General features: G+C 68.2%; 27 protein-coding genes. 15 read left to right on the plus strand and 12 right to left on the minus strand.

Annotated elements, in window-relative coordinates:
* Positions 1 to 165: 165 nt before the first annotated feature.
* Complete coding sequence (locus E3O42_RS13275; RefSeq protein WP_134454474.1) at positions 166 to 1,449, plus strand: GNAT family N-acetyltransferase; 1,284 nt, start codon at positions 166 to 168, stop codon at positions 1,447 to 1,449.
* 55 nt (positions 1,450 to 1,504) lie between these two features.
* Here E3O42_RS13275 and E3O42_RS13280 read toward each other — a convergent pair whose 3' ends face one another.
* The 6 genes from E3O42_RS13280 to E3O42_RS13305 form a co-directional block, all read right to left on the minus strand.
* Positions 1,505 to 2,038, minus strand: coding sequence for an NUDIX domain-containing protein (locus E3O42_RS13280; protein ID WP_134454399.1), 534 nt, complete (start codon positions 2,036 to 2,038; stop codon positions 1,505 to 1,507).
* A 172-nt stretch (positions 2,039 to 2,210) separates the two neighbouring features.
* Entirely contained in the window at positions 2,211 to 3,173 is a 963-nt protein-coding gene (locus tag E3O42_RS13285) for an aldose epimerase family protein (protein ID WP_134454400.1), read from the minus strand.
* A complete protein-coding gene (locus tag E3O42_RS13290) occupies positions 3,173 to 4,210 on the minus strand; it encodes an ABC transporter permease (protein ID WP_198414140.1) in 1,038 nt (345 codons plus the stop codon). Before E3O42_RS13290 ends, E3O42_RS13285 begins: the two co-directional genes overlap by 1 nt.
* Before the next feature lie 26 nt (positions 4,211 to 4,236).
* Positions 4,237 to 5,808, minus strand: coding sequence for a sugar ABC transporter ATP-binding protein (locus tag E3O42_RS13295; protein WP_198414142.1), 1,572 nt, complete (start codon positions 5,806 to 5,808; stop codon positions 4,237 to 4,239).
* Between the two features lie 140 nt (positions 5,809 to 5,948).
* Positions 5,949 to 6,992, minus strand: coding sequence for a substrate-binding domain-containing protein (locus E3O42_RS13300; RefSeq protein WP_198414143.1), 1,044 nt, complete (start codon positions 6,990 to 6,992; stop codon positions 5,949 to 5,951).
* A 35-nt stretch (positions 6,993 to 7,027) separates the two neighbouring features.
* The gene (locus E3O42_RS13305) at positions 7,028 to 10,459 is read right to left on the minus strand and encodes a DUF5107 domain-containing protein (RefSeq protein ID WP_134454402.1); all 3,432 of its coding nucleotides are present in this window, start codon (positions 10,457 to 10,459) and stop codon (positions 7,028 to 7,030) included.
* Between the two features lie 90 nt (positions 10,460 to 10,549).
* Between E3O42_RS13305 and E3O42_RS13310 the strand changes: the two genes are divergently transcribed.
* The 4 genes from E3O42_RS13310 to E3O42_RS13325 all read left to right on the plus strand — a co-directional run bounded on the left by E3O42_RS13310 (position 10,550) and on the right by E3O42_RS13325 (position 13,658).
* Complete coding sequence (locus tag E3O42_RS13310; protein WP_134454403.1) at positions 10,550 to 11,416, plus strand: AraC family transcriptional regulator; 867 nt, start codon at positions 10,550 to 10,552, stop codon at positions 11,414 to 11,416.
* A 44-nt stretch (positions 11,417 to 11,460) separates the two neighbouring features.
* The gene (locus E3O42_RS13315; protein WP_134454404.1) at positions 11,461 to 11,799 is read left to right on the plus strand and encodes a PfkB family carbohydrate kinase; all 339 of its coding nucleotides are present in this window, start codon (positions 11,461 to 11,463) and stop codon (positions 11,797 to 11,799) included.
* A 198-nt stretch (positions 11,800 to 11,997) separates the two neighbouring features.
* On the plus strand, positions 11,998 to 12,807 hold the full coding sequence (locus E3O42_RS13320) for a carbonic anhydrase (RefSeq protein WP_166787997.1): 810 nt from the start codon (positions 11,998 to 12,000) through the stop codon (positions 12,805 to 12,807).
* Complete coding sequence (locus E3O42_RS13325) at positions 12,804 to 13,658, plus strand: endonuclease/exonuclease/phosphatase family protein (RefSeq protein ID WP_134454406.1); 855 nt, start codon at positions 12,804 to 12,806, stop codon at positions 13,656 to 13,658. Before E3O42_RS13320 ends, E3O42_RS13325 begins: the two co-directional genes overlap by 4 nt.
* A gap of 40 nt (positions 13,659 to 13,698) precedes the next feature.
* Here the strand turns inward: E3O42_RS13325 and E3O42_RS13330 are convergent, their stop codons facing one another.
* The gene (locus E3O42_RS13330) at positions 13,699 to 14,514 is read right to left on the minus strand and encodes a bacteriorhodopsin-like (protein WP_134454407.1); all 816 of its coding nucleotides are present in this window, start codon (positions 14,512 to 14,514) and stop codon (positions 13,699 to 13,701) included.
* Between the two features lie 157 nt (positions 14,515 to 14,671).
* Here E3O42_RS13330 and E3O42_RS13335 point away from each other — a divergent pair, with 157 nt between their 5' ends.
* The 3 genes from E3O42_RS13335 (at position 14,672) to E3O42_RS13345 (ending at position 16,463) form a co-directional block, all read left to right on the plus strand.
* Positions 14,672 to 15,130 carry a MarR family winged helix-turn-helix transcriptional regulator gene (locus tag E3O42_RS13335; protein WP_166787998.1) on the plus strand — a complete coding sequence of 153 codons (459 nt, stop codon included), beginning with the start codon at positions 14,672 to 14,674 and terminating at the stop codon, positions 15,128 to 15,130.
* Positions 15,131 to 15,240: 110 nt separating this feature from the next.
* Entirely contained in the window at positions 15,241 to 15,999 is a 759-nt protein-coding gene (locus E3O42_RS13340; protein ID WP_134454409.1) for a hypothetical protein, read from the plus strand.
* A gap of 41 nt (positions 16,000 to 16,040) precedes the next feature.
* On the plus strand, positions 16,041 to 16,463 hold the full coding sequence (locus E3O42_RS13345) for a DoxX family protein (protein ID WP_134454410.1): 423 nt from the start codon (positions 16,041 to 16,043) through the stop codon (positions 16,461 to 16,463).
* A gap of 36 nt (positions 16,464 to 16,499) precedes the next feature.
* Here E3O42_RS13345 and E3O42_RS13350 read toward each other — a convergent pair whose 3' ends face one another.
* Positions 16,500 to 16,847, minus strand: coding sequence for a winged helix-turn-helix transcriptional regulator (locus tag E3O42_RS13350; protein ID WP_134454411.1), 348 nt, complete (start codon positions 16,845 to 16,847; stop codon positions 16,500 to 16,502).
* 124 nt (positions 16,848 to 16,971) lie between these two features.
* Here E3O42_RS13350 and E3O42_RS13355 point away from each other — a divergent pair, with 124 nt between their 5' ends.
* From E3O42_RS13355 to E3O42_RS13375, 4 genes are all read left to right on the plus strand, one after another.
* On the plus strand, positions 16,972 to 17,640 hold the full coding sequence (locus E3O42_RS13355; protein WP_134454412.1) for an NADPH-dependent F420 reductase: 669 nt from the start codon (positions 16,972 to 16,974) through the stop codon (positions 17,638 to 17,640).
* 102 nt (positions 17,641 to 17,742) lie between these two features.
* Positions 17,743 to 18,786 carry an LLM class flavin-dependent oxidoreductase gene (locus E3O42_RS13360; protein ID WP_134454413.1) on the plus strand — a complete coding sequence of 348 codons (1,044 nt, stop codon included), beginning with the start codon at positions 17,743 to 17,745 and terminating at the stop codon, positions 18,784 to 18,786.
* Positions 18,787 to 19,161: 375 nt separating this feature from the next.
* Positions 19,162 to 19,374 carry a hypothetical protein gene (locus E3O42_RS13370; RefSeq protein ID WP_134454414.1) on the plus strand — a complete coding sequence of 71 codons (213 nt, stop codon included), beginning with the start codon at positions 19,162 to 19,164 and terminating at the stop codon, positions 19,372 to 19,374.
* A gap of 68 nt (positions 19,375 to 19,442) precedes the next feature.
* Positions 19,443 to 19,628, plus strand: a complete 186-nt coding sequence (locus E3O42_RS13375; RefSeq protein ID WP_134454415.1) for a hypothetical protein — start codon at positions 19,443 to 19,445, stop codon at positions 19,626 to 19,628.
* Here E3O42_RS13375 and E3O42_RS13380 read toward each other — a convergent pair.
* Together E3O42_RS13380 and E3O42_RS13385 are read right to left on the minus strand one after the other, a co-directional pair.
* Positions 19,606 to 20,385 carry a DUF6544 family protein gene (locus E3O42_RS13380; protein WP_134454416.1) on the minus strand — a complete coding sequence of 260 codons (780 nt, stop codon included), beginning with the start codon at positions 20,383 to 20,385 and terminating at the stop codon, positions 19,606 to 19,608. The two genes, E3O42_RS13375 and E3O42_RS13380, sit on opposite strands and share 23 nt — an antisense overlap.
* Before the next feature lie 26 nt (positions 20,386 to 20,411).
* Positions 20,412 to 21,086 carry a TetR/AcrR family transcriptional regulator gene (locus tag E3O42_RS13385; protein WP_134454417.1) on the minus strand — a complete coding sequence of 225 codons (675 nt, stop codon included), beginning with the start codon at positions 21,084 to 21,086 and terminating at the stop codon, positions 20,412 to 20,414.
* 122 nt (positions 21,087 to 21,208) lie between these two features.
* Between E3O42_RS13385 and E3O42_RS13390 the strand changes: the two genes are divergently transcribed.
* From E3O42_RS13390 to E3O42_RS13400, 3 genes are read left to right on the plus strand one after another with little or no spacing between them, the layout of a single operon-like run.
* Positions 21,209 to 21,790 (plus strand): PadR family transcriptional regulator, encoded by a 582-nt coding sequence (locus E3O42_RS13390; RefSeq protein ID WP_134454418.1) that lies wholly within the window; start codon positions 21,209 to 21,211, stop codon positions 21,788 to 21,790.
* Positions 21,787 to 22,281 carry a hypothetical protein gene (locus tag E3O42_RS13395; RefSeq protein ID WP_134454419.1) on the plus strand — a complete coding sequence of 165 codons (495 nt, stop codon included), beginning with the start codon at positions 21,787 to 21,789 and terminating at the stop codon, positions 22,279 to 22,281. The genes E3O42_RS13390 and E3O42_RS13395 overlap by 4 nt, the downstream gene beginning before the upstream one ends.
* Complete coding sequence (locus tag E3O42_RS13400) at positions 22,278 to 22,655, plus strand: hypothetical protein (RefSeq protein ID WP_241984828.1); 378 nt, start codon at positions 22,278 to 22,280, stop codon at positions 22,653 to 22,655. The genes E3O42_RS13395 and E3O42_RS13400 overlap by 4 nt, the downstream gene beginning before the upstream one ends.
* Positions 22,656 to 22,728: 73 nt before the next feature.
* Here the strand turns inward: E3O42_RS13400 and E3O42_RS13405 are convergent, their stop codons facing one another.
* Complete coding sequence (locus tag E3O42_RS13405; protein WP_134454421.1) at positions 22,729 to 24,093, minus strand: ABC transporter substrate-binding protein; 1,365 nt, start codon at positions 24,091 to 24,093, stop codon at positions 22,729 to 22,731.
* A 44-nt stretch (positions 24,094 to 24,137) separates the two neighbouring features.
* Positions 24,138 to 25,094, minus strand: a complete 957-nt coding sequence (locus tag E3O42_RS13410) for a carbohydrate ABC transporter permease (RefSeq protein WP_134454422.1) — start codon at positions 25,092 to 25,094, stop codon at positions 24,138 to 24,140.
* Between the last annotated feature and the right edge of the window lie 6 nt (positions 25,095 to 25,100).

A 25,100-nucleotide genomic window follows, 5' to 3' on the forward strand; every position in this document is an offset into this window, starting at 1 on the left:
ACCGTGGGACCGAAAACCCGGAAGCGGTTAGCCGCCGACACCCACCTGATGCCTCGGCATCGGCCGACCCGGCATCCGACACCACCGGTACCCGACAACCCGCCGTTCTAAGCGCTTACCCAGTGGTCCGAGAAGGCAATCCGTAAACTCGGATTCATGTCCCCGATGAGCGCAGAATACGAGATCCGTCGGTTTGAACCGGCAGCCCCCGGCGAGTCCGGATACCCGGAAGCGACGGCCTGGGACAACGCGGTGACGTTCGGGTTCCATGAGGAGCGCCGCACCGATGAGCGGGTGCGCGAGTCCATCGCCATGAGCCGCGAAGACGGCGCCGTGTTCACCGGGGCGTACCAAACCGGCCAGCCGGCGCCGCATTCCCTGGCCAGCGAAATTCCAGTGGCCACCTTCGGCTCACGGCCGAGCACGCTCAACATCGGCTTCGGCAGGTTGTTGGATGCGCATCTGATCACCGGCGTGACAGTGCGCACCTCGCACCGGCGTCGCGGGCTGTTGCGCCGGATGATGACCGAAGACCTCGCCCTGGCACAGGGCAAGGGCATCGCGATCGCCGCCCTCACGGCGTCGGAGGCGTCGATCTATGGTCGATTCGGTTTCGGGGTGGCCACCTCGGAGCAGAGCATCACCGTGGATACCAGTGCCAAGTTCCAGCTGGACCACCTGCCGGTGGGAACCGTGGAGGTCGCCGACCCCAAGGTGCTCCTCGAGCTGGCGCCGCAGGTCTTTGCTCGGCTGCACGGCGAACAACCGGGGTCCATCGGCCGGCAGGAGTTCTACCGCCAGCTGGCCGCCGGGGCGACGAGTCGCGAGGGCGGCCCAGACTCCAAGGTGAAGGTGGCTCTGCACTATGCACCGGACGGCACGGTCGACGGATACGTCTCGTACAGATTCGGCGGCTGGGACAAGACGCCCGCGACGATGGAGATCGTGGACCTCGTGGCCGCCACCCCGGCGGCGTACCTGGAGCTCTGGCAGTACCTGGCGGCCATCGACCTCGTCGAGCGCATCACCTGGAACGAGTCACCGGTGGACAACCCGCTCACCTGGGCCCTGACCGATCCGCGTTGCGTGGCGGCGTCGAACCCGCGGGACATGCTCTGGTTGCGCATCCTCGATGTGCGCCAGGCACTCGAAACGCGCCATTTCGCCGCCGACGGCACCGTCGTCCTGAGGGTCACCGACGGTCTGGGTCTCACCGCGGGAACCTTCTCGCTCGAGGTGCGCGACGGCGCGGCGCGGGTCACCGCATCCGCAGCGGCGCCCGACCTGGAACTAGACATCGCCGCGCTCTCCTCCATCTACCTGGGCGCGGTGAACCCCGTGTCGCTGGCGGCGGCGAACAGGGTGCACGAACACACCCCGGGTGCAGCGTTCTTGGCCGCCAGGCTCTTCGCCGTCGAGCGGCCCGCCCACTGCCTGACGCACTTCTAGCCGGATGCCGCAGCGGGCGCCCGGAGATCGGGCGTTCGCTCGGATGCGGGGCGGGTCAGGCCTGCCGGTCGAGCAGCACGTAGGCGTAGGCCGCGATGGTCGCCGCATCCACAATTTCGCCCTCCCGGATCATGCGCCGGAAGTCGTCTTCGCTGAACCACCGGTGCACCATGTCCTGCTCGGTGATCTCGCGCTCCGGTGGCCCGGGCGTGAGATCGGTAGCCAGATACAGATCGCAGCCCTGACTGCTGTGACCGTAGGCGCTGTAGAAATTCGCCAGGTGCCGCACTTCGCCGGCGCGCATCCCGGTCTCTTCCTGCAGCTCGGCGCGGGCCAGGTCCTCCTGGCTGCCGTCGTTCTCACCGGGCCAGGAGCCTTGAGGGAACTCCCAGGCCCGGCGCCCCACGGCGTACCGGAACTGCTCGACCAGCCAGAACCCGGCGTCGACATACGGCACCACGATGGCGAAGTCAGGCTTGTCGATGACGCCGTAGATGCCCGTCGAGCCGTCCGGACGGCGTACGACGTCCTCGCGCACGGTCATCCAGGCATTGCGGTACACCTCGCGGGTTGAAATGGCTTCGATCATGGCGTGTATTCTCCTTGCTCCTTCACCGACGCTAACAGTCCCGCCATTCGAAGCGAACCGGTAAAGGTCCTGCGGGATAACTAAACCTGCCGGTCAAGTAGCACATAGGTGTCCGCGGCGAGCGTCGCTGCATCCACGATTGCGCCCTCCCGGATCATGCGCCGGGAGTCCTCTACGCTGAACCACCGGTGCACCATGTCTTGCTCGGTGACTTCTCGCTCCGGCGGACCGGGCGTGAGATCGGTGGCCAGATACAGATCGCAGCCCTGGCTGTTGTGGCCGTATGCGGTGTAGAAGTCATGGTGCCCATTCTCCCGCAGAGGCTGGCACGGTCTCGATCGACCCATGCCGTCAGCTTCACCCACCACCGAAAAGGGCGGCCGGGCTCCAGCATGCGGATGCGCCCCTCGGCCACGGCTCGGGCGGCCGAGTCCCCGAACGCCGTCGACGGTTCGATCGCCACAACGGGCGTTTCAGTGAATTCTCCGCCGTCCCAGTAGAGGCCGAGATAGGGCAGCAGTGCGGGGTCCCATTCCAGGGTGAGGGTGTCGCCGTTGGCGTGCACGACGGCGGCGCTCGACCGGGCGCCGTCGGTAAATGCCTTGATCGCGGCGTCGCCCACGGCGCCCGGCCAGTCGCGGGGTCTGCCCCGGTGGGGGTATTCCTCGATGAGCCGTGGCTCCGGCGCGGCCGCCACGAGGCGGGTGTCGGCGTCGGCAACGAAGAGCGGATGCGCGCACCAGGCCAGCGGCACCGGCCCCGCGGCATCCGTGCTCGCCGTGTAGGTCAGCCGGATGCCGGTGTCGGTGGCCTCGATCCGCCGGGTGAGGCTGATCTGCAGGCTGGGGAGCCCCACGCTGGTCTGCACGTGCTGAGCGTCAGCCGAGTCGAGGGTCCAGGCGGCCTGCCAGCCGTCGCCGTGATCGGCCAGCGCCGTGCCGTCGGCCAGGGTGCAGGCGGCGACGGTAGGAACGACCTCGTCCCATCCGCCACTGCCGGGCTGCACGAACACCCCCGGCGACCGGGGGCCGCTGGGGGCGAGCCACTCCCGGCCGCCGGCGGTGAGGCTGGTAATGCGGGCCCCGTCGGCGACGTCGAACTGAACGGTGATGCCGCCGCCGCTGACCGAAGACATCAGCCGGGTAGGCCGATGCGGCGCTCGCCCGAACGCAGCTGCTGGATGACCACGGCCACGATGAGCAGGGCGCCCTTGGCCACGTTCTGCCAGAACGAGTTGACACCGAGGAGCGTCATGCCGTTGGTGAGGATTCCGAGCAGGATCACGGCCAGGATGGTGCCGGCGATGGTGCCCTTGCCGCCCTTCAGGGCCGCTCCACCGAGCGCGGCTGCGGTGATGGCCTCGAGCTCGAGGCCCTCCGATCCCGAGACCGGCTGCCCCGACCCGGTGCGGGCGGTGATGAGCACCCCGGCGATGGCCGCAACGGCCCCCGTGGCTACGTAGACACCGATGATGTACCGGTTGATGTTGATGCCGGCCAGGCGGGAGGCGATGTCGTTGCCGCCGACGGCGTAGATGTTGCGGCCGACGCTCGTGTACCGCAGCAGAACGTGGGCGAGCACGGCGATGATGACGAGCACCCAAATCAGGGTGGGCACGCCGAGGAGGGTACCGCGGGCGAGGAAAACGAAGAAGCCGTCGGCGCCGGTGTAGCCCTGGGCCCGGCCGTCGGAGATGAGTTGCGCCACACCCTTGTAGGCGGCGAGGGTGGCCAGGGTCGCGATCACCGGGTTGACCCGGCCGAACACGATGATGCAGCCGTTGAGTAGTCCGCAGAGCATCCCGATGCCCACCGCCCCGACCACGCCGAGGAACGGCCCGGTGGCGGTGAAGATCATGGCCGACGACACCGACGTAAGGCCCGCGATCGAACCCACCGAGATGTCGAGGGCACCCATGATGATCACGATGGTCTGCACCACCGCAAGGAGGCCGGAGATCGCGATGGCGGTACCGATTACCCGCAGGTTGCCGACTGTGAAGAACAGCGGGTTCTGGCTGCCGATGACGGCCACGACGAGCGCGATGGCCATGAGCAGGGAGATGTTCTGCACTCCCACGACCTCCAGCACCCGCCGGAAAACGCCCGGTCGGGCGCCGGTCTCGATGGGAGGCTGCGACCGCAGTGTCGCGGTGGACTGTGTTGTGGGCACCGGAGTGCTCCTTTCCAGAGGGCGGCTCATGAGGGAGAGATGGTGAGATCGGGATCGGCGGCAGATTCGTCCATGGCGAGCGCCAGGATCTGCTCTTCGGTGACGTGGTCGCGTGCGAGTTCGCCGGTGATGCGGCCGCCGGCCATGACGTAGATGCGATCGGAGAGGCCGATCACCTCGGGCAGCTCGCTGGATACCACGAGCACGGCCACACCGGCCTGGGCGAGTTCGTCGATGATCGCGTAGATCTCCGACTTGGCGCCCACGTCCACCCCGCGGGTGGGTTCGTCGAGCACGAGCAGACGCGGATGCGTGGCGAGCCAACGCGCCAGCACCACCTTCTGTTGGTTGCCGCCCGAGAGGTTGCCCACCAGCTGTTCGCTGGAGGGAGTGCGGATGCCAAGCCGCGCGACGTACTCGGCGGCGAGCGCCTTCTCGTCTGCCGCGCGTACGAAGATCCAGCGGCTCAGGCTGCGCAACCTGGCGAGCGCCACGTTGTCGCGCACCGACCGCTTGAGCAGCAGGGCCTCGGCCTTGCGCTCCTCGGGGGCGAAGCCGATGCCGGCAGCGATCGCATCCGCCGGGGCCCGGAAGCTCACGGCGGTGCCACCCATCAGCAGCTCACCGCTGTCGATGCGGAGGTCGCCGACGATGGTCTTCATCAATTCGCTGCGGCCAGCGCCGACCAGTCCGGAGACGCCGACGACCTCGCCGGCTTTCACCTCAAGGTGGATATCGGTGACGTGCGCATTGCTGACACCGCGGAGTTCCAGCACGGTTGCGCCGGGAATCACTGGGTCGCGGTGGAAGAACTGGGACAGGTCGCGACCCACCATCATCCGCACCAGGTCGTCGTGGTTGGTGTCTGCGGTGGTCTTGGTGCCCACGAACTTGCCGTCGCGCAGCACGGTGATGTTGTCGGAGAGTTGGAAGATCTCGTGCATGCGGTGCGAGACGTAACCGATGGCCACGCCCTCATCGCGCAACTGGCGGATGAGTTTGAACAGGATCACGACCTCTTCGTCGCCGAGTGAGGAGGTTGGTTCGTCGAAGCAGATCACCGAGGGGTTGTCCACCAGGGCGCGCATGATCTCCACGATCTGGCGTTGCGCGGGCGAGAGGGCGCTGCCCAGGGTCTCCGGTCGGATCACCTTCTCGAAGCCGTAGCGACGCAGGTCGGTGTCGGCGCGGGCGAGCAGGGCCGCCCGGTTGAACATCAGGCCCTGCCGGCCGATCGCACCCACGTAGATGTTCTCGGCCACCGAGACGTGCAGCAGCACCTCGGGCTCCTGGGCGATCACACGGAGGCCCGCCAGCCGGGACTGCCGGGGATCGGTGAAGCGCACCTCGGTTCCGGCCGAGGTGAGCGTGCCGGCATCCGGCTGCAGGTCGCCGGTGAGGATCTTGAGCAGCGTGGACTTGCCGGCGCCGTTCTCGCCCATCAGCGCGGTGACCTCGCCGGCGCGCAGCTCGAGTTGCACGCCCTGCAACGCGCGCACCGGGCCGAAGCTCTTCTCGATGCCCGCGGCGCTGAGCATCACGGTGCCGGGCGGCGCCGGGTCGGTGCCGGATGCCGTCGGTGCAGGTGTCTTAACCATGGCTGGATGTGCCTTTCGGGTAGCCGGGTGGCTGAGGTGCGGGGACAGCAGGGGTGAAACGAGGGTGAAGCGGGGAGCACCGGGGCGGGGGCGACAAATCGTCCCCGCCCCGGTTACTCGATCGAGCGGAGCAGGTCGGCCTAGGTGCAGACCACGCCCTTCTCTTCCCAGTTGTCGGCGTTCACGATCTCGGTGTTGGCAATAGACACGGGCGGTAGTGCGGTGCCGTCGCGCAGCAGGCCCACCATCGAGTTGATGGCGGCCTTGCCCACCTCAGCGCCGGAGATGAACAGCGACGCCTTGTTGCCGGTGTCCTGGCCAGCGGCCCAGTCCTTGCAGGTGAGGTACGCGCCCAGGCCCACGCCGATGATGTCGGCCGGGGCCACACCGGAGTTCTGCAGCGCGGTCACGACGCCGGTCTCGCTCTCGTCGTTGCAGCCCCAGACGACCCAGTGCTTGACGCCGGCGTTGGCGGTGATGATGGCGCCGGCCTTATTCTGCGCATCCGTGGCGGAGTTGTCGGTGCCGATGTCAACGATGGCGGGCACCTCGGGCACGGCTTCACCGAATGCTGCGGTGGCACCTTCGACGCGCTGGGTGCACGCCGTGAGGTCCTGCTTGTAGGCGGAGATGATGCGGGTGTCGGCGGCATTCCAGCCGGCCTCCGTGTAGAGGCGGGCGGCCTCGCCACCGACGAGTTCACCCATCGAGGTGCCATCGAAGCCGGAGAACGGGGCCTCGGCGCCGCTGGCATCGGCGATGATGTCGTCCGACGCCATCAGCGGGATGCCGGCGGCCTTGGCGGCCTCGATCACCTGCGGGCCGATCTGCTGGTCGGGCACCACGATGACGATTCCGTCCACCTTCTGAGCGATCACGGAGTCGAGCTCGCTGATGGCCTTGTTCGAGTCGGTGCCGAGGTTCACCACCTTGATGTCCACCTCTCCAAGCTCGGCTGCGGCGGCCTTGGCGCCGTCGGCCTGGTCCACGAAGTACTGCTGGTCGCCCTGCTTCTGCAGGTACGCGATGGTGAGCTTGCCGCTCTTGGGACCGGCCGCGGCTGGTCCCTCGGTGGTCTCCATGCCCGACGAACAGGCGCTGAGCCCCACGATTGCTATCACCAGGACGGCGAGAGCGCCCATGCGGCGGCGCTGCCGGGTTGAGCTCCTACTGATTACGTTCATGCTGTGTTCCTTCTTCCCTAGGTTGCTCATCAGCGTCACTGCCGGTGAGGGGCGGCCGCCGAAGCGGCCGAAGCGGTTGAACTCGCGGTGAGTTCGCCCAATTTGCTGCGCAGGGTGTGCACGTAGGTGTCGTGCACGCTCTGGGGGTCGTCGTGGAAGAGCAGCATCGCTGGCAGCGATGTCGCGAAGTAGTCGACGCGGGCGGGCGTCGCCGCGAGTTCGACGAGGTAGTCGTCGAATTCGTCAATGAGCGTAGCGGCCGCAACATGGTCGCCGAGCCGGCGCAGAGCACGAATTGAGAACAGTGTCTTTTTGCTGAACCGGCGGTTGCTCATGTCGATGAAGTCACCGGTGGCGTGCGCGGCGGCGGTCCAGGCCGCGCTGGCGCCTTCGTCGTCGCCGGCCGCGAGCAGTGCTTCGCCGAGCAGCCAATACAAATCGGCCGAGTTGGCCAGCGGATGCCGCGCCTCGCCGAGCGATTCCGGCGGTGTGATCGCCGCGTGCATGTGCTCCAGCGCGGCGGCCGGATTACCGGAGTCGAGAGCGTGCTCAGCCAGGGCGGTGCAGGCGTTCTGCCAGGCGAGGAGCACCTGGCCTTCGCCGCCCTCCCAGGGCTGGAACACCCGGCCGAGCATGAGCGCGCGGGCCTCGTTGGAGCGGTCGACCGCGGTGAGCAGGCCGGCGTGCACCACGGTGAGGTCGTCGCGGCGGCCGGCGAGCTGCCGGTGCGCCTCGAGCCGGTCGAGCCGCTCGGTAGGGGTCGCGCCGGTGCGGGCGAGCAGCTGGTCGTATTCGTAGAGCAGCTTGGCGTCCTGCGGGGCGTGTCCCACGGCGGCTGCAAAGTGCTCGAGGGCAGCGGCCGGGTCGCGCTGCACGTTGTAGGCGGCGATTCCGAGGTTGCGGTGCACGAGCGCGGCGGTCGCAGCGTCCGGGGCGTGCGCGGCGGCGGCTTGCCACACGGTGATGGCGTCTGTGTAGCGCTTCTTGTCGTAGTACCAGGAGCCTAGGAGTGCGGCGGCGCGGGCGTCGGTGCCGTCGGCGCGCAGAGCGGCCTCGAGCGCGGCAACGTCGGCGAGCCGGGAGGGCAGGCAGTGCCGGGCGTCGGAGGTTCGGGCGTCCGTCCGGGCGGATGTGGCCTCGGTGGGCCGGCCGGCCGCGTCGAGCAGCTGGGCGCGGTGGTAGTGCGCGAGCGGGGCTACTTGCACCTGGCCGAGGGCGGTGTTGGTGGAGGCGGCGGCCGCGGCGGCCAGCAGTTCTAGGGCCGTGTGGGTGTGCCCGGTTTCGGCGTATTCGAGGGCCACGTCGAGCACAGTGGGGGCGTCGGTGCTCAGCTCGAGTCCGGCGAGGTGCCGGGTCCACTGGTCGAGCGGGTCGCGGGCCCGCTGCTCGGCGAGCACGGTGTCGGCAAGCGCAGTATCGGCCTCGGCGACGGCACCGCTGCCACGCAGGGTGAGGGCGAGCAGCGCGTTGGCCTGCAGGTGTTCGGGGTTGTGGCGCAGCAGTTCGAGCAGAGCGTCGCGGCTGGCGGCGAGGTCGCCCGCGCGAGCGTGCAGCCGGGCCAGGGCGTGGCCGGCGGGCACCCGCCAGGCGTCGTTCCAGGTGGCCTTGGCCAGGAAGCCCAGCGCCTCGGCGTCGCGGCCCTGGTGCACGAGGGAGATACCCAGCCGGTAGTGCGCCTCGCCGTCGGCGGGGTTGGGCACCCGGGCGAGCAGCCGGTCGATGGCGGTGCGCAGGTGCGTCTCGGCGTCGGTGTGCCGGCCGGCGCGCTCCCGCCGGGCGGCCAGGGCCACGTTGCAACGCACGTCGCGGGGGTCGCGGCGCAGGGCCTCCTCCCAGTACGGCTCGGGCGCGCGGGTGGCGTGCCGGTACTGGTCGAGGTACTGCCCGGTGTAGAAGAGTTCGTCGATCGACGCGATGGTGACGGGGTCGGCCGGTTCGGTGGCCGGGGCGGGGACCTCGGCGTCCTCGGTGGGGTCTCTTGGGGTCCAGGTGACGAGCACGGTGTCGCCGTCGCGCACGGTGAGGGTGAGTTCGCTGGCACGGTAGCCGCCGTCGAGGCTCAGCCCGTGCCGGTAGGCCTGGCTGGGGGCGAGATCGGCGGCGGCGGTGAACACGACGCGGCCGGCGGCATCCGTCAGCTCGATGGTGGCGTCGGCGATCACCCGGGTGGCGGCCACGCCGATCACCACGGTGGTGGCCGCGTCTGCCTCGTCACTGTCGTCGGCGGTGACGTCGAGGCGCACGGCGGCGTCGCGGGAGGCCTGGTGGGCGGCGCCGATGCGGGTGATCGGGTACCAGAACTGGCTGAAGGTCTTGGTCTCGCCGGGGGCGATGAAGCTGAAGTCGGGCTGGTTGTCGGTGAAGGCGCCGGCCATCAGCTCCACGTAGGGGCCGTCGCCATCGGTGAGGTTGCGGTCCCAGGCCCAGCCGAATTCGGCGTTTCCCCAGGTCCACTGCTTCTTGCCCGGCGCCACGGTGTGGTCGGCCCAGTAGACGAAGCCGGCCTCGAGGCCGTGGTCGTAGCCGCCGAAGAAGTCGTCCTGGGTGGCTACGACCATATAAGAGGTGGGCACCGGAATGTTGCGGTACCAGTCGAGCCGGTCGCCGTCGGGGCGGTCGGCGGTGACCTGGGCGGGGTAGTCGACGCCGTAGTAGTGGCCGTCGACGGCGGGGAAGGTGGCCACGGCACGCTTGGCATGGTCGGCGACGAACTCCACGTCGGTGGGGAAGAAGGACTGGTAGTCGTCGTTCACGGCAGCGGCCACGTTGGCCCACCAGAGGAAGGTCTGGGTGGCGTCGGTGCGGTTGTAAAGGCGCACCCGGGCTTCGACCACCGAACTGTCGGGGCGCAGGCGGATGCCGTGCATGCCCTTCATGCGATTCATCGGGTCGTGGTCGCTGCACCACACCGTGATGGCGCCGTCGGCTTCGCGTTCGATCTCCCAGTCGGTGGGTAGGAACGTGCCGGGCCGGTGGTGTTGCGGCCAGTTGAATTCGACGCCGCCCGAGATCCACGGGCCGGCCAGGCCCACCAGGGCGGGCTTGATCACGTTATTGCGGTAGAAGAAGTCGTAGTCGGCCACTTTGTCGTAGCCGATGTGGATGCGGCCGCCGAGTTGCGGCAGGATCACCAGGCGCACCCATTCGTTCTCGAGGTGGATAGCGTCCCAGGCGAAGGGCCGCTTCTCCTGCTCGATGCGTTCGTGGAACGGCAGCGGGTAGACCTTGCCCGAGGAGCCCTGGTAGACCCGGTTCTCCAGGAAGGCCGGGTAGTCCTCCGGTTCCACCGGGAGGTAGGTATCGATGATCAGGGACTCGGACCAGGCCGCGACCTTGTCACCGGCGAACTCGGCCGGAACGGGCGGCAGCTCAATCGTCGACTCCCCATCGGTGACCGTGGTCTCGCCATTGATAGGCGGAATCACGCGGTCAGGCGTAGAGGGGAAGTCGTTCTCGGCGTTGAGCATGCTGCAACATTATGAGGTGCTTTCGCGGATGCGTAGGAGATTTCTCCGAGCTTTCTGGACGAAACGCTGATTTGCCGCCACACTGGGCGGATGACAATCGCCGACGGTTTCCCGGGCCAGCGCATGCTCGTGCTCCCCCGCCCGCGGGTGCGGGAGGCGCTGCAGCAGCCCGGCACGTCCCACCTGGTGGTGACCGACTGCGGCTACTTTCCCGAGGCGCACTCGCACGGCCGGGTGCGCACCACCCCGATCTCGCAGGCGGTGATCATCGTCTGCGCCAAGGGAGGCGGATGGTGCGAAACCCCGGCCGGCCAGTTCCCGGTCACCGCCGGCCAAGTGATCATCCTGCCGCCGGGGCATCCGCACTCGTACGGCTCGAACGAAGACACCCCGTGGACGCTGTGGTGGCTGCACGTAACCGGCCGCGACCTGCCCGAGTTCCTCACCGCCGCCGGCATGACCCCTGACGCTCCGATTCGCACCCCGTCAGACGTCTACCGCGTGGTGGCGCTGATCGCCGAGGTACTGCAGTCGATGGAGCGCGACACCACCACCGCCAGCCTGCTCGCCGCCGCCGGCGCCGCCTGGCACCTGATGGCCCTGCTCGCCTCCGACCGCTCCACCGGCGACGGCCGCTACGCCGCCATCGACCGGGCCGCCGAATACCTGCGCACCCACATCGACGACCACGTGAGCGTCGCCGAGCTCGCCGCCATGTCGCGCCTGAGCGGCTCCCACTTCGCCGCCCTCTTCAAGAGCCGCATCGGCTACCCCGCACTGCAATACCAAACCCAACTACGGATGGCGCGGGCCCGCGAACTCCTGGACACCACCGACCAGTCCATAGCCGCGGTCGCCGCCGCCACCGGCTACCCCGACAGCTTCTACTTCGCCCGCCAGTTCAAGAAGGTGCACGGGGTGACGCCGTTCGGGTACCGGGGGCAGCGGAAGGGCTAGTGGATACGGCTCTCCGGCCCGTGGCACACCGATGGGCTGCGGAAATGACAGACATCGGGTCGATCGCGACGGTGCTCGAGCCGGGCGCGTCCGACGTGGCGCGCCTGGTCGAGGCCCGCCGCGCGACGGCCACCATCACCTTCGATCCGAACACCCGGCCGACAGTGGTCGACACCGTCGGCGCCGGCGACACCGTCATGGGCGCTCTCCTCGACGTGCTGATCGACGCGGACCTGATCGGGGCCGACCGCCGCCAGGCACTGCGCGACGTGCCGCTTGGCGTACTGGAGAGCATCATGCGGCGGAGCGCCGACGCGGCCGCCGTCACGGCCGCCCGCTCCGGGGCCGACCCGCCCACCCGTGCGGAGCTCGCCGCGGTGTAATTCGCGTCGCGCCCGCTATAGCGGGAAGGCTGGGCCATATCCGGTGCGACGACTCAATACTGTAGGTCGTAAGGCCCTACGCCAGCGGCAATGGGCGTTGCGCGTCGAGAGGATGATTCGTAGCTGGCGGCTCTTTGACGAGAGCGGTCACGCCACATGTTCGGTGTGGCGGATTTCTCTACAGTTCCAGGAGTTCCCATGTCCGCACGATCCTTGCTCATCGCCTCGGCCCTCACGGCGGCCGCCGTCACGCTGGCCGGCTGCGCACAACCCGCGCCGGCGCCCACCGAGCCGCCGGTGGCGGAGCCGGCGCACTGGTCGTACGACGGGGAGAGCGGCCCGGAGTCATGGGCCGGATTGGACTCTGACTTCCAGGCCTGCGAGGCCGGAACGAAGCAGTCCCCGATCGACCTGCCGGCGACCGTTCCCGCGCCGAGCACGAGCATCCAGTTGAGCGCCGACGAAGCGGACGGCGACGTCTTCGACACCGGGCATGCCGTGGAGTTCGAGTCCGACGGAGAGGGCGAGACCCTGACGTTCAACGGCGATGAGTACAGCCTGCAGCAGCTGCACGCCCACGTGCCGTCCGAGCACACCGTCGCGGGCCAGCCCGCCGCGGCCGAGCTGCATCTCGTGCATGCGGATGCGAACGGCAACCTGCTGGTGCTCGGCATCCTCGTGACCGAGGGGGCGGCATCCGACGCGTTGACGCCGTTCATCGAAGCAGCCACCCACCTGGCCGACGAGGAGGATGTCAAGCTGGACGTCGCCGCCATACTGCCGGCGTCGCTGGAGAACTACGAGTACTCGGGCAGCCTGACCACCCCGCCGTGCACCGAGGACGTGCAGTGGGTGGTGATGGGCACGCCGGTTTCGATGTCGGCTGAGCAGATCGGCACGCTGGACGCCGCGCACAGCCACAACGCCCGGCCCACGCAGCCGCTCGGCGCCCGCGCTGTGGTTGGAGGGGCCGGGGAGGTCGAGGCACGACGTACGCTTGACCGATGACGGATGTTGCACTGATCGGCCCGGTGACCGCACCCGAGTTGCACGTCATGACCTTCAACATCCGCCGACGCTTCGCCCAGCTGTTGCCCGGCAACCCGGACCGCTGGGAGACCCGCAAGCCGCTCCTGCGGCGCATCCTGTCCACCGAACAGCCGACGCTGCTTGGCGTGCAGGAGGCGCTCGCCGACCAGGCGGAGTGGGTGGGCCAGGCCCTCGGGCCGCACTACCGCGGGGTCGGCCGCGGCCGCAACGCCGACGGGGACGACGAACGCTGCGCCATCTTCTACGACTCCCGGCGCCTCGAGCTCACCGGCTGGACCCAACGGGCGCTCTCCGACACACCTGACGTGCCCGGCTCCCGGGCCTGGGGCAATCGGGTGCGCCGGGTGCTGGTGTCGGCCGAGTTCACCGATCTCGCCACCGGCGGCCGGGTACTCGCGTTCAACACCCACCTGGACCACCATTCCTGGCGGTCCCGGCTGCGCTCGGCCGAGTACCTGTTGGAGCTGGTGCGCACGGCGCACACCGCCGAGCCGACGGCGGCGATCGTGGTGACCGGCGACTTCAACGCCGCCGCCGACTCGGCGGTGCACCGGCGGCTGACCGCCGACGGCACTCTGCGGGATGCCTGGCTCGCGGCGGCCGAGCGGCTCAGCCCGCAGTGGGGCACCTTCGGCCACTACAAGCGGCCCAAGCCCGGCGGAAAACGCATCGACTTCATCCTGGCGGGGCCCGGCGTGACCGTGCTGCGTACCGGCATTAACGCGGTGCGATTCAACGGCCTGGCCGCCTCCGACCACGAGCCGGTGCAGGCGGTGTTGCGCGCCGACGCCGGGCCCCCGGAGAGCTGAGCCCGGCTGTCGACGATGACCCTCAGCCTGCACGAGGAGTTCAGATGCGCGCCGGTTCTTCGTCGAGGGAACGCTCGGTACCGGCGAACGCTGGGTCGTCATCGAACGACTTGATGCGGGCCACCTGGAAGATGATCAGCGCGTAGACGGCCTTGGCCAGGATGTCGGCGACAGAGTAGCCGATCTGCTTGTAAACCCAGGCGTCGGAGCCTTCGATGTTGAGCAGCGGCAGCAGGTACGCGATCGGGTAGACCCCCCAGCTCAGCAGCAGCAGGAAACGCAGCTGGCTGAGAATCTTGCGCACACCCACTGGCTGCTTGTTCAGCGATTTGCTCAGCTGCACGAACAGCACATAGAGAATGTAGAGAAACGGCAGAGTGGAGAGCAGCCCGAACAGGCCGCGGATGCCGTTGTCGTCGCTGATCTCACCGGGGTAGCCGAGGATGATCATGAGCGCAGCGGCCGGAACGAGCCGCACGAGGAGACCGCGCTGCACGCTGCGTGCCAGGGCAAGTACGGCGATCAGTTCGACCAGCAACAGCGGAACCGTGAGCAGCCAGTCCACGTAGCGGTAGCCCTCGTTGAACCCCGCCCCCGCGGCCTGGGCATAGTCGCCCTGGCCACCGACGGCGTCGGTCACGAAGGCATCCTTGAACGAGTCGAAGATGCGGAAGTAGTGATACGCCGCAATACCGCACACCACGATGGCCACGGTGATCGCCTGCCGGTATCGCGGCAGGATGCGCGGCAACGCGATGAGCAGGAACACGGCAGTGAACAGCTGCGCGGCGATCACCAGCGAGAGGAAGTTGTAGACGGTGTCGTACTGGCCTGGCGAGAGGGTGTCGGGAATCATGAGCTACTCCATCGGGGTTGACGGTGCCTGATTTGCCTTATTGGCTAAGTTACTTATTCAGTAAACAACATTTTCAGCTTGTTTGGGGTGAATTGGCTACGATTGAATGCATGATGTCGAGTGGACGGGACGTGCTCCCGCGCCGGCCGGAGGAGACATGACCCAACCCGAACCACTCGCGCACGTGCTCACCGGCTTTCCGGCGGCGGCCACAGCGTTCGTGAGCGCCCTCGACGGCAACCGGCAGCGCATAGCCAAGGATGCCGGGGTGAGTCCCACCGAATTGCGTGCACTCTTCCGAGTGGGTCGATCGGTGAGCATCACCCCCAAGGAGCTGGCCGATCACCTGGGAATGACCACGGGAGCGATAACGGCGATCGCCCGCCGGCTCGTCGAGGCGGACCTGGTCTGCCGGGTGGACCATCCCGGCGACCGCCGCAGTCTCTACCTGGAGCTGACGCCGCGCGGGCACGAGGCGATGGGCGGCATCCACCGGGACTTCTCTGAGATGCTCGCCGCCTCCACCTCCAGCCTGACCGCCGAGCAGCTGACCGCCTTCACCGCGGCGCTCACATCGGTCGCGGCCGAGGTGCGCACCCGATCGACGAAGCCCTAACTCGCAGGCCGCCGCGTCGCCGCGCCCGCCGGCATCCGACGGGGTCTCCCGCCTGCTCCATACTTGGATGGATGGGCATTCGCCCACCACGATCCACGGAGATGAGACCGGTGTCAGACCCCAGCCTTCGCCTGCCCAACACGCAGTTCTGCGCGGTGCTCAACCTCGGCGTGCTGCCCCTGGTGGCGCCCCCGCTGCCTCCTCGCTTCGCCCAGCCGGTTCTGGATGCCCAGTGGCTGGAAGACGGCGCCGCGATCTACATTGGCTTCGAAGACGGGGAACTCCACTTCGACGTGCTGGAGACCGCCGTCGAACACCATTTTCATGACGCCGACGGCAGCGATACCGACATCAGCCCGTGGCCGGCCGTCGACACCGCGGGGCTGGTGGCCTGGGCCGTGCCCTTCGTCACGCACGTGAGCAATGTGCTGGAAGAACTCACCATGGACGCCGCGGAAGCGGCCGAATGGAGCGCGCTGGGCCTGACCGTCTACGCCACCAGCCCGCCCGAACCGACGCAGCTCGAGGTTGTGGACCTCGAACTCGAAGGCGAACAGCTGATGCTGCCCTGGCTGGGCGCCGGCCACGTGGGCCACGACCACATCGACGGCCCCAACCACCCGATTGCGCTGCTTTGGAACGCCCAGCACGAGGAGCCCGACGTGCCCCTGGCATCGGCCTGGACCGACCCCACCACCGGCCAGCCGGCCGTGCTCGCCCGCCCCCAGGTGGACTGGGATGCCGTAGGCCTGCCCGAGGCCGAGGTGCTGGAGTGGCTGGAGGGCCTCTACCTCAACCACCACCTGCTCGCCGACCCCGAAGAGCTCATCCTGCGTGCCGGGCTGGAGCGGATCGCCGGAATCCGCTAGCCGAGAGACCGAATTTCGCCGAACAAGAACAAGGAGAACCCATGACACAGCACCGCAGCTCGCCCGCATCCACGGCACGCACCGTGGGCCGTATTGCGCTCGGCGCGATCCTCGTCTTGGCAGGCACGAGCCACCTCACCTTTGGCCGGGACGACTTTCGCGCGCAGGTACCGGAGTTCGTGCCGCTCAAGGAGGACACCACGGTGCTGCTCTCCGGAGTGGCCGAAATCTCGCTCGGCTCCGCACTGCTGTTCGCGCCGACCAGCCTGCGCGGCAAGGTGGGGCTGCTCGCGGCCGCGTTCTTCACCGCGATCTTCCCCGGCAACATCGCCCAAGCCGTTCACCACAAGGATGCGTTCGGGCTGGATTCCGACGCCAAGCGGATCGGGCGCTTGTTCGGTCAGCCGCTGCTGATCGCCTGGGCGCTGTGGTCGACGGCGGCGCTGGTGCGGCGCACGAAGTAGCTGTTCGCACGAATCGCAGGCCCGTCTCGGGGGCAGCTAGCTTGGTGTTTTGGTTCGCTGGTGGGCGTGGCTCCAGGTGACCAGTGGGTGCAGCAGGGAAATCAGCTGGCGGCCGGACGGCGTGAGCTGGTAGCTGATCGAGACCGGGGTGGTGGGCTGCACATCGCGTTCGATCAGGCCCTCCTCCTCGAGCTCCTTGAGCCGGGCGGCGAGCACCCGGTCGGAAATGCCTTCCACCAGGGTGCGGTACTCGCTGAACCGGCGAGCGCCGCGCGCGCCGGCCATCAGGATCGCGGCGCTCCACTTGCGGCCGGCAAGTTCCACCGAGAGCTGGAACCGGCGGCACTCTTTTTCGTCGATGTGGGCGAATTCGAGATCGCTCATGACACCTCACTAACTATTTATTAGTAGCTTACCTCCTGGTGGCGGCTGCCGCGTTAAGTGTGCATAGTTGTGACTCAGCGGGCCGCACTCGGGCGCCGCAGGCACACCTGCAGAAAGGACCTCCATGGTCACTACGATCGGCATCCTCGGAGCGGGCCGCGTGGGCTCTGCCATCGCCCGCACCGCCCTCAAGGCCGGTTACGCCGTGCACATCGCCGGCTCCGGCCCGGCCGCCGACATCGAGCTGATCGTCGACATCGTCACCCGCGGCGCCGTGGCCATGACGGCAGCGGATGCGGTCGCGTCCGCCGACCTCGTGGTGCTCGCCGTGCCGCTGCACAAGTACCGCTCCGTGTCCCCGGCCACCCTTGCCGGCAAGATCGCGCTCGACACCATGAACTATTGGCAGCCGATCGACGGCGACCTGCACGAGTTCACCGCGGATACCCGCAGCAGCAGCGAGGTGGTCGGTGACTACTTCGCCGGCGCCCGCCTGGTGAAGACGCTCAACCACATCGGCTACCACGACCTGGAAACCGACGCCCGGCCCGCCGAAGCCCCCGACCGGCACGCCCTGGCGATCGCCGGCGACGCGGATGCCGCATCCGTCGTGGCCGAGGTCATCAACCGGTTCGGGTTCGACCCGGTCTACGCCGGTCCGCTGGCCAGCGGCGCCGCGTTCGAGCCAGGCTCGTCGATCTTCGGCGGCCGGCGCACCGCGGAAGAACTCACGGCCGAGCTGGGCCTGGCCGCACCGGAGACGGCCGCGCTGGAAACGGCCGAGGCCGCCTAACTGTTCCCCGTGCGGACAATTGCGTCCGGCACACCGGGTGCAATTTTCCGCTTCGGGCACAGTTGCGCAGAAACCTAGACCCACAAGACATTGGACTGAACCATGGAAATCGGCGCCTACAGCTTCGGCGACACCCCGTTGAACCCCGACGGGAGCCCGCGCGGCACCGCGGAGGGCATCCGTAACCTCTTCGACGCCATCGTCCTAGCCGACCGGGCCGGGCTGGACTACTTCGGCGTCGGCGAACACCACACCGTCAGCATGCCCGCGTCCTCCCCCGGCGCGCTGATCGCCGCGGCGGCCGCGGCAACCGACCGGATCATCCTGGGCAGCGCGGCGAGCATCATCAGCACCGACGACCCGGTGCGGGTGTTCCAGCAATTCGCCACGGCCGACGCCATCTCCGGCGGCGGCCGGATAGAGATCACCGCTGGCCGCGGATCCTCCGTCGAGACCTTCCCCCTGTTCGGCTACGACCTGCGCGACTACGACACCCTCTACGCCGAGAAGCTCGAGCTGCTGTTGAGAATCAACGACAGCCCCTCGGCGGATGTCACGTGGTCGGGCACCGTGCGGCCGGCCATCGACAACCTGGCCGTAGTGCCCCGGCCGGTCAACGGCCGGCTGCCGATCTGGCTGGCCACCGGCGGGAACGCGGCCTCGTCCGCGCGGGCCGGGCGGCTGGGCCTGCCGGTGTCGTACGGCATCATCGGGGGCGAGCCGCACCGATTCGCGCCTCTGGCCGAGCTCTACCGGCGTTCGGCCGGGCAGGCCGGCCACACCGGCGAGAACATCAAGGTGTCAGTGGCCACCCTCGGCCTGGTCGCGCCGACCAAGGCAGAAGCGCTGGAGCGCTTCCACCCGGCCTGGCACAACCTCACCGTGGAGATGGGCCGGCTGCGCGGGTGGCCGGCACCGGACCGCCGCCAGTTCGAGGCACAGTCACAGGCGCCGGGCGCCTATTACGTCGGCGACCCCGACGACGTCGCCAAACGCATCGCGCACCTGCACGGCTACCTGGGTCACATGCGTCACTTCCTACAGTCCGATGTGGGCGGGCTGCCGCACGAGCACCTGCTCGAGTCGATCGAGCTGCTGGCCACCGAGGTGAAGCCGCGGGTGGCGCGACTGCTCGCCGCCAAATAGTGTGACCGCGCGTGATGCGAACCGCTGGTGGGCACGATCAGATCGATGCCCGCGAGACGACCGGGCAGGAGATGAGCAACGGGGATTCCTGGGGGACTTCCTGGATCCCGAGCAGAACACACACTCCGGCGGCGCCCAGTTCGTAGTGCGGCAGGGCAACCGTGGAAAGCGGGGGCGAAGGTGGGCCGCGATGACCTCCTGGTTGTCGAACCCGGCGATCGCGATGTCCCGGGGGATCCTCAGGCCGCGCTCCCGCACGCCGTCCTAGAGGCACATCGCGACCCGGTCGTTGTGGCAGAGCAAGGCCGTGACCTTCAGCTCGAGCAATCGGAAATGGGGCGGCGGGCGCACAGGCGCGAGGGTACGGTGGGCCGCATGACGGATACGTCGCTAATCGGCAGGGTGAGCGCGCCCGACCTGCACGTGATGACCTACAACATCCGCCGCAGGGTGCCGACCCTGCGGCGGGGCAGCGCCGACCGGTGGGATACCCGCAAGCTGCTGCTTCAACGCCTCCTCGCGGCACCCGATCTTCTGCAACAGCCGGCGCCTGAAGATCACCGCTGCGCCGCCCGTCCGGGCCGCTAGCCGGGCGCTTCGAATGCTTCATTTCGCGCAGACGGGCCGGCTGCCCGTCTTCGCCGGCGGCAACGCGGATGTCGACATCGAGATTCGTGAAATTCGCGCTGATCGTCAGGCACGACGACAACCAACGCGAATTCGCGTACACCTCCGGGGCCGAAAAGGCCTTCGGCCGGGCCGCGGTGCTCGGTTGGACCGTGGTGAGCATCACAGAGGACTGGTCCACCGTCTTCGGTGTCAGCTCAGCGCCACCGCGGTGATGCGGGCGCGGAAGAACTCACCCTCTGGCTGCCGTGCGGTACCCCACCACCAGCCGGCGGTCAGCGTGGCCGGCAGCGTCAGACCCCCATACTGCTGCTCGGTGTGCGCGGTGCATCCGAAGGGATATCGCCCGAATGGCGCCCCGTCTGGGTTCCCCCAGCGGGACAAGAACGCGGATTGCACCTCTCCCAGCGGCCCGATGCGCAGCTCGACGGATTCCTCTTCGCCGCCGATCTGAAAGGTGCCGATGACGTGATCCGCCGAACGGCCGGCCGTCCAGATCGCCGAGCGAAAACCGGTGGGGGCGAGCACGATTTCGCTGGCCAGGCGCCCGGCGGCGCTGCGGGCCACGTCGGCGCCGACGGCGGTCACCACGGGAAAGAGCCCGAGCATCCGCCAGCGCATCTCGCCGGTGCCGGCACTGAACCGGTCGAAGCCGCGCACGGGCAGGCCGGCCACCCAGGCCGTTGCGGCCCAGATGTAGCCGGCGCCGGGAACGATGACCTGACGCGCGGAAAACCGCCGCCAGGCGCCGAGCCTGATCTCGCCGCGCATGGTCACCTGCACCGAGCCCGAGAGCGGTGTTCCCGTGGGGATGGCGTGAATCAGCCAGCGCCGCGCGGGTTCGGGCAGCTGTGCCACGAGCTCAGGAGCGAAGACGTCGGTCGAAGCGACGTCGGCCAGTTGCTTCCACGCCTCACTCGCCTGCCGGGCTTCCGCCGGTACTCGATCGGCTCGCACGGCATCGGCTCTCACGGCATCGGTTCCCACGGCATCGGCTCTCACGGCGTGGCCCCCGCGTTCGCGGTGCGATACGGGTGCCGCGGCACGCCGCTAGCCGGCGCCATCCCGTAGCGGGCGAGCACGAGTTGCACCGCGAGCCGCGGCGCGTCCGGATCGGCCGGCGCCCCGGTGATGAGCACCCGAACGTAGAGCGGGCCGGCAAGCGCGTCGAGCACGAACTCCACATCGGTGTCCGGCAGCAGTTCACCGGCGGCCATGCCGCGCTCCACGGCATCCCGCCACAGCCGTCGAGTGGGCTCGATGATCAGGGTGCGATAGCTCGTGGCGAGCTGTGGGTCGGTCTCCATCGCGGCGACGAGCCCGGGCAGCACCCGACCAAGCGGCGTGTGCGTGAGCGTCACCGACAACCGGGTGGCGTAGTCGAGAAGCTGTTCGGCGACGCTGCCGATACGCACGCCGGTCTCCCTCGGCATCTGCGTCGCCATCGCCTCGACGACGAGCTGGGACTTCTGCGCCCACCGGCGGTACACGGTGGGCTTGCTCACACCGGCCCGCCGGGCGACTCCGGCGATGGTGAAGCCGGCGTAGCCGACCTCGGCGAGCAATTCGAGGGCCGCGGCGACGATGGCTGCGTCGATGTCGGGATGCCGCGGTCGCCCGCGCTCCCGCGCGTGCCCGCGTTGCGGCCGTGCCGCCATGTCGTCCGGTGTCATAGTCAACTCCCCCCAATAACGTTACGGCCCGTAACGTTATGGCAAGTGTATCAATGTGCGGCGGACGCTCGCTTTCGGCTCGCGTATCTGATAGATATATCTATTAGATATAAGGAGTCTTTGTGGCAACGACAGACCAGACCCAAATGGCCGTCCTCGGCGGCCTCAGCATCGCGCCGATGACGGGCTACGCTCTGCGGGAACAGATCCGGGACGCCCTCGGGCATTTCTGGGCGGAGAGCTTCGGCCAGATCTACCCCGCGCTCACGGCACTCGAACGCGACGGGCTGATCCAGCGCCAGGCGGCCCTCCGTGCCGGCTCCTCCACATTCGCCATCACGCCCCGGGGCACCGAGCGGCTGCGGGAGTTGCTCGCCGAGGCGCCGGTGATGCCGAAGCCGCGAAACGGTGTGCTGCTGCGGCTGTTCTTCGGGCGCCAGGTCGGCGAGGAGGCCTGCCGGCAACTGGTGCAGGACACGCGGGCCAGGGCCGAGACCGAACTCGCCGAGATGCGCCACATCCGCGATGAGCTGCAGGCCGACACCGGCCCGGATGCGCCATACATCCTGCTCACCGTACTTGCCGGCGAGCACGCCGCGCGCGCCTCGCTCACCTGGGCGGATGAGGCGCTGGGAGTTCTCGACAGCCTTACGCCCCAGCACTCGCCCGCACCGGCTCCAGCCATCGTGAAAGATCACCCATGAACCGCACCTCGACCACACCAGCACCCCCGCACCGCCCCGCCGCCTGGCATCGGTGGCAGTGGACCTCGATCGCCGTGACGGTCGGTTTCCTGATCGTCGTGGGTTTCCAGCTCAGCCTTCTGCTCGGAGCCCCGTGGGGCGCCGCCGCCCTCGGCGGTGCGAACGCGGGCACACTGCCGGCCGAGCTGCGGGTCGTCAGCGCCGTGAGCGCGGTGATCTGGGGTGTCGCCGCCGTCATCGTGCTCGCCCGGGGTGGGTTCTCGATCCTGCGCGTGCCACCGGCGCTGAGCCGCTGGGGCACCTGGGTGCTGGTGGGGTATCTCGCGCTGGGCGTGCTCCTGAACCTGGCCTCGTCCAGCCCCTGGGAACGATTCGGCTGGGCGCCGTTCACGGCAGTGCTGTTCGGGCTGACGCTGCTCCTGGCTCTCAGCGGCCGCGAGGGTCAGCCGGCCGGGCCGACGGGGGCGCGGCCGCGAGCGAAGCGGTGGTGACCGGCGCGGCCGCCGTGTTCTGCGTGCTCATGGCGGGCCTGATCGTCTTCCAGGCCGCCCTCATCGCCGGGGCTCCGCTGGGGCACTTCGCCTGGGGCGGTCAGGACCGGGTGCTCCCGATCCGCAAACGCCTGGGCAGCGCCACCTCGATCGGCCTCTACCTGATCTTCGCGGTGCTGGTCCTGCACCGGGCGGGGCTGGCCGACGTCATCCCCTGGCCCGGGTTCGTCGCCATAACGACGTGGGTCCTGGCCGGCTACTTCCTGCTCGGGATCGTCCTGAACGCGGCCTCACGTTCGCGGCCGGAGCGGTGGACCATGGCGCCGCTCTGCGCGGTGTTGGCCGGCCTCACGGTGCTTATCGCCTTGAGCTGACTGCGCGTGGCTCGGAAATCACGAAGGCGGCGGCTGCCTGGCAAGGCAGCCGCCGCGAACTCGAGGAGTGGGTTCAGTCGTTGGCGAAGAGCTTGTTGACGTCGGTCGCGGCCTCCTTGAGCGACTCGGGCTCGGCCTCGAAGATCAGTACAGACTCCACGGCGGGTTCCATGATCGCGAGCACGTCGACCCAGTGATTGGCGATCGGCGCGAGTTCGACGGAACCGGCGGCGACGGCGTCGAAGTAGACCGAAACATCGATGCCAGCAGCGGTGAAGGCCTCACGGGCCCTTTCGCTCGAGCTGTTTAGGGCTGGGAAGACCACCGCGGCGTCGGCGACGACGTTCTGGCAAGCTTCGGTGGACATGTAACCGACCCACTTCTTCGACAGTTCAGGATTCTCGGAGGACGCCAGCACCGAGTCGGCGAGGCCGTTCAGCACGCCAACACGTTCACCGGTGGGGCCCGTGGGCAACGGAGCGATTCCGGCGTCGATGCCCTCGAAGCCGTAATAGCTGCGGGCGTTCCAGCTCCCGTCCGTGACGAGCGCGTAGCTGCCGGCCCCGAAGGCGTCCTTGATGCCAACGCCGGACGACGCGGCCTGGTAGCTGGGCATGTAGCCCTTCTCGATCAGCGAACGCCACCAGGCGATGGTGTCGATGTACTCATCGTCGGCATAGTTGAACTCGGTGCCGAACGGGTTCTTGTCGGAGTACTCCCAGCCGGCGCTGAGCGCGTACATGCTCCACTGCGTTTGACCGAACGCGCCAATTCCCGACTTCGACTTGAGGCCGAGGCCATAGACCTCCACGTTTTGAGGGTCGTAGCCGGCCTCGTCACCGCGCACGCCGTTCTTGTCGATCGACAGGTGCGCGATGGTGTCTTCCCATGTGCCTCCGTCTTCGGGGTTCCAGTCCAGATTGACCAGGCTTTCCGGGGTGAGGCCTCCCTCGGTAAGGTAGGCCGCGTTATAGATGGTGGCGACGGTGTCCCAGTCCTTGGGCATGCCGTATCGGTCACCGTCCTCGCCGACCCAGAGTTCGGGGATGCCCGCCTGGTAGTCATCGAAGTTAATGCCTTCGCTCTCCACGACGTCGTCAAGGGCAAGCAGTTGGCCAGTGCTGGCCAGCTGGGGGAAAAACGACGGGTGGTTGGTGATCACGTCAGGGGCGTTGCCTCCGACAAGACTGGTGGTGAGGGTCTGGAAGTAATCGTCGTAGCCGTACTGTTCGATCTTGATGCTGGCGCCCGGGTTGGCGGCCTCGAAGTCGGTTGCGCACTGCTGGTAGGCGGGCTGCTGGTTGGAATCCCAGAGCCAGTAGGTGATCGAGCCCGCGGCTGCCGCGTCGGCATCGCCGCCGCCGCCGCCAGAACAGGCGGTCAGAGCGAGCAGCGGCATTGCTGCGAGAAGCGCGAGTGCTCTCGTGGTCTTCTTCATTTCTTTCCCTTTCGTGGTGCAGGTGGTTGGTGTGCTGTGGAGAACTATTTGACGCCTGAATAACCGATCGAATTGATCACCCGGCGGCCGAGGAAGATGAACATGACGAGGATGGGCAGGGCCGCGATCAGGGTCGCCGCCATCAGGCCGGCCCAGTCCGGTCCGCCCTGCGGTGTCTGGGACCTGAAGACACCCAGCGCGACCGTGAGCACTCGTACCTCTTCTTCGCGGCCCACAAGCTGCGGCCAGAAGTACTCATTCCACGAGGTGATGTAAGTGAGGATGGCAAGGGTGACGATGGGCGCGGAGCCAAGCGGCAGGATTACCTGGAAGAACCGGCGCAGGGTGCCGGCGCCGTCGATGATGGCCGCCTCCTCCACCTCCCGGCTGATGCCGAGGAAGAACTGGCGCAGGAAGAAGATCGCGAACGGTGTCATCAGCAGGGTCGGCAGGATGATGCCCGCGTAGGTGTTGAGCAGGCCCAGCTCGCGAATGGTGACGAAGTTAGGGATGGTGGTAAAGATCGGCGGCACCATCAGAGCGGCGATGAAGGCGGAAAAAACGAGGTCACGGCCTCGCCACTGGAGCCGAGCGAAGGCGTATGCGGCCATTGAGCAGAACAGCACCTGGCCGATGGTGGTGACAGTCGCCACGATCAGCGAGTTTCGCAGGTAGACCCAGAAGTTGATGGATGCGCCCGAGCCGCCTTCCGCCAGAGCCTCGGCAGGGGTGGCCAAGCCGAGCACTCGCTCGTAAGCCCCGAAAGTGAAGTCCACCGGCAGCAGCGAACCGGGGTCGCTTCCTAGCGAGGTGGAGGTGGAGAAGGAGGTGCGCAGCATCCAATAGAACGGGATGAGGGTGATAAGCATGACAGCGCCGAGGGCGACCCAGGCCATCGCGCGGCCCAAAGTGAACTTCGGTGTGGTTCGACGGCGCGGGCGGGGGGCCCTGTCCAGCTCCTGTGGGGCGGTGACTGCGGGGGCGTTGATAATCGTTGTCATGGTCGG

Origin of the sequence: Cryobacterium adonitolivorans (genome assembly GCF_004402695.1) — a bacterium.
GTDB classification, from domain to species: domain Bacteria; phylum Actinomycetota; class Actinomycetes; order Actinomycetales; family Microbacteriaceae; genus Cryobacterium; species Cryobacterium adonitolivorans.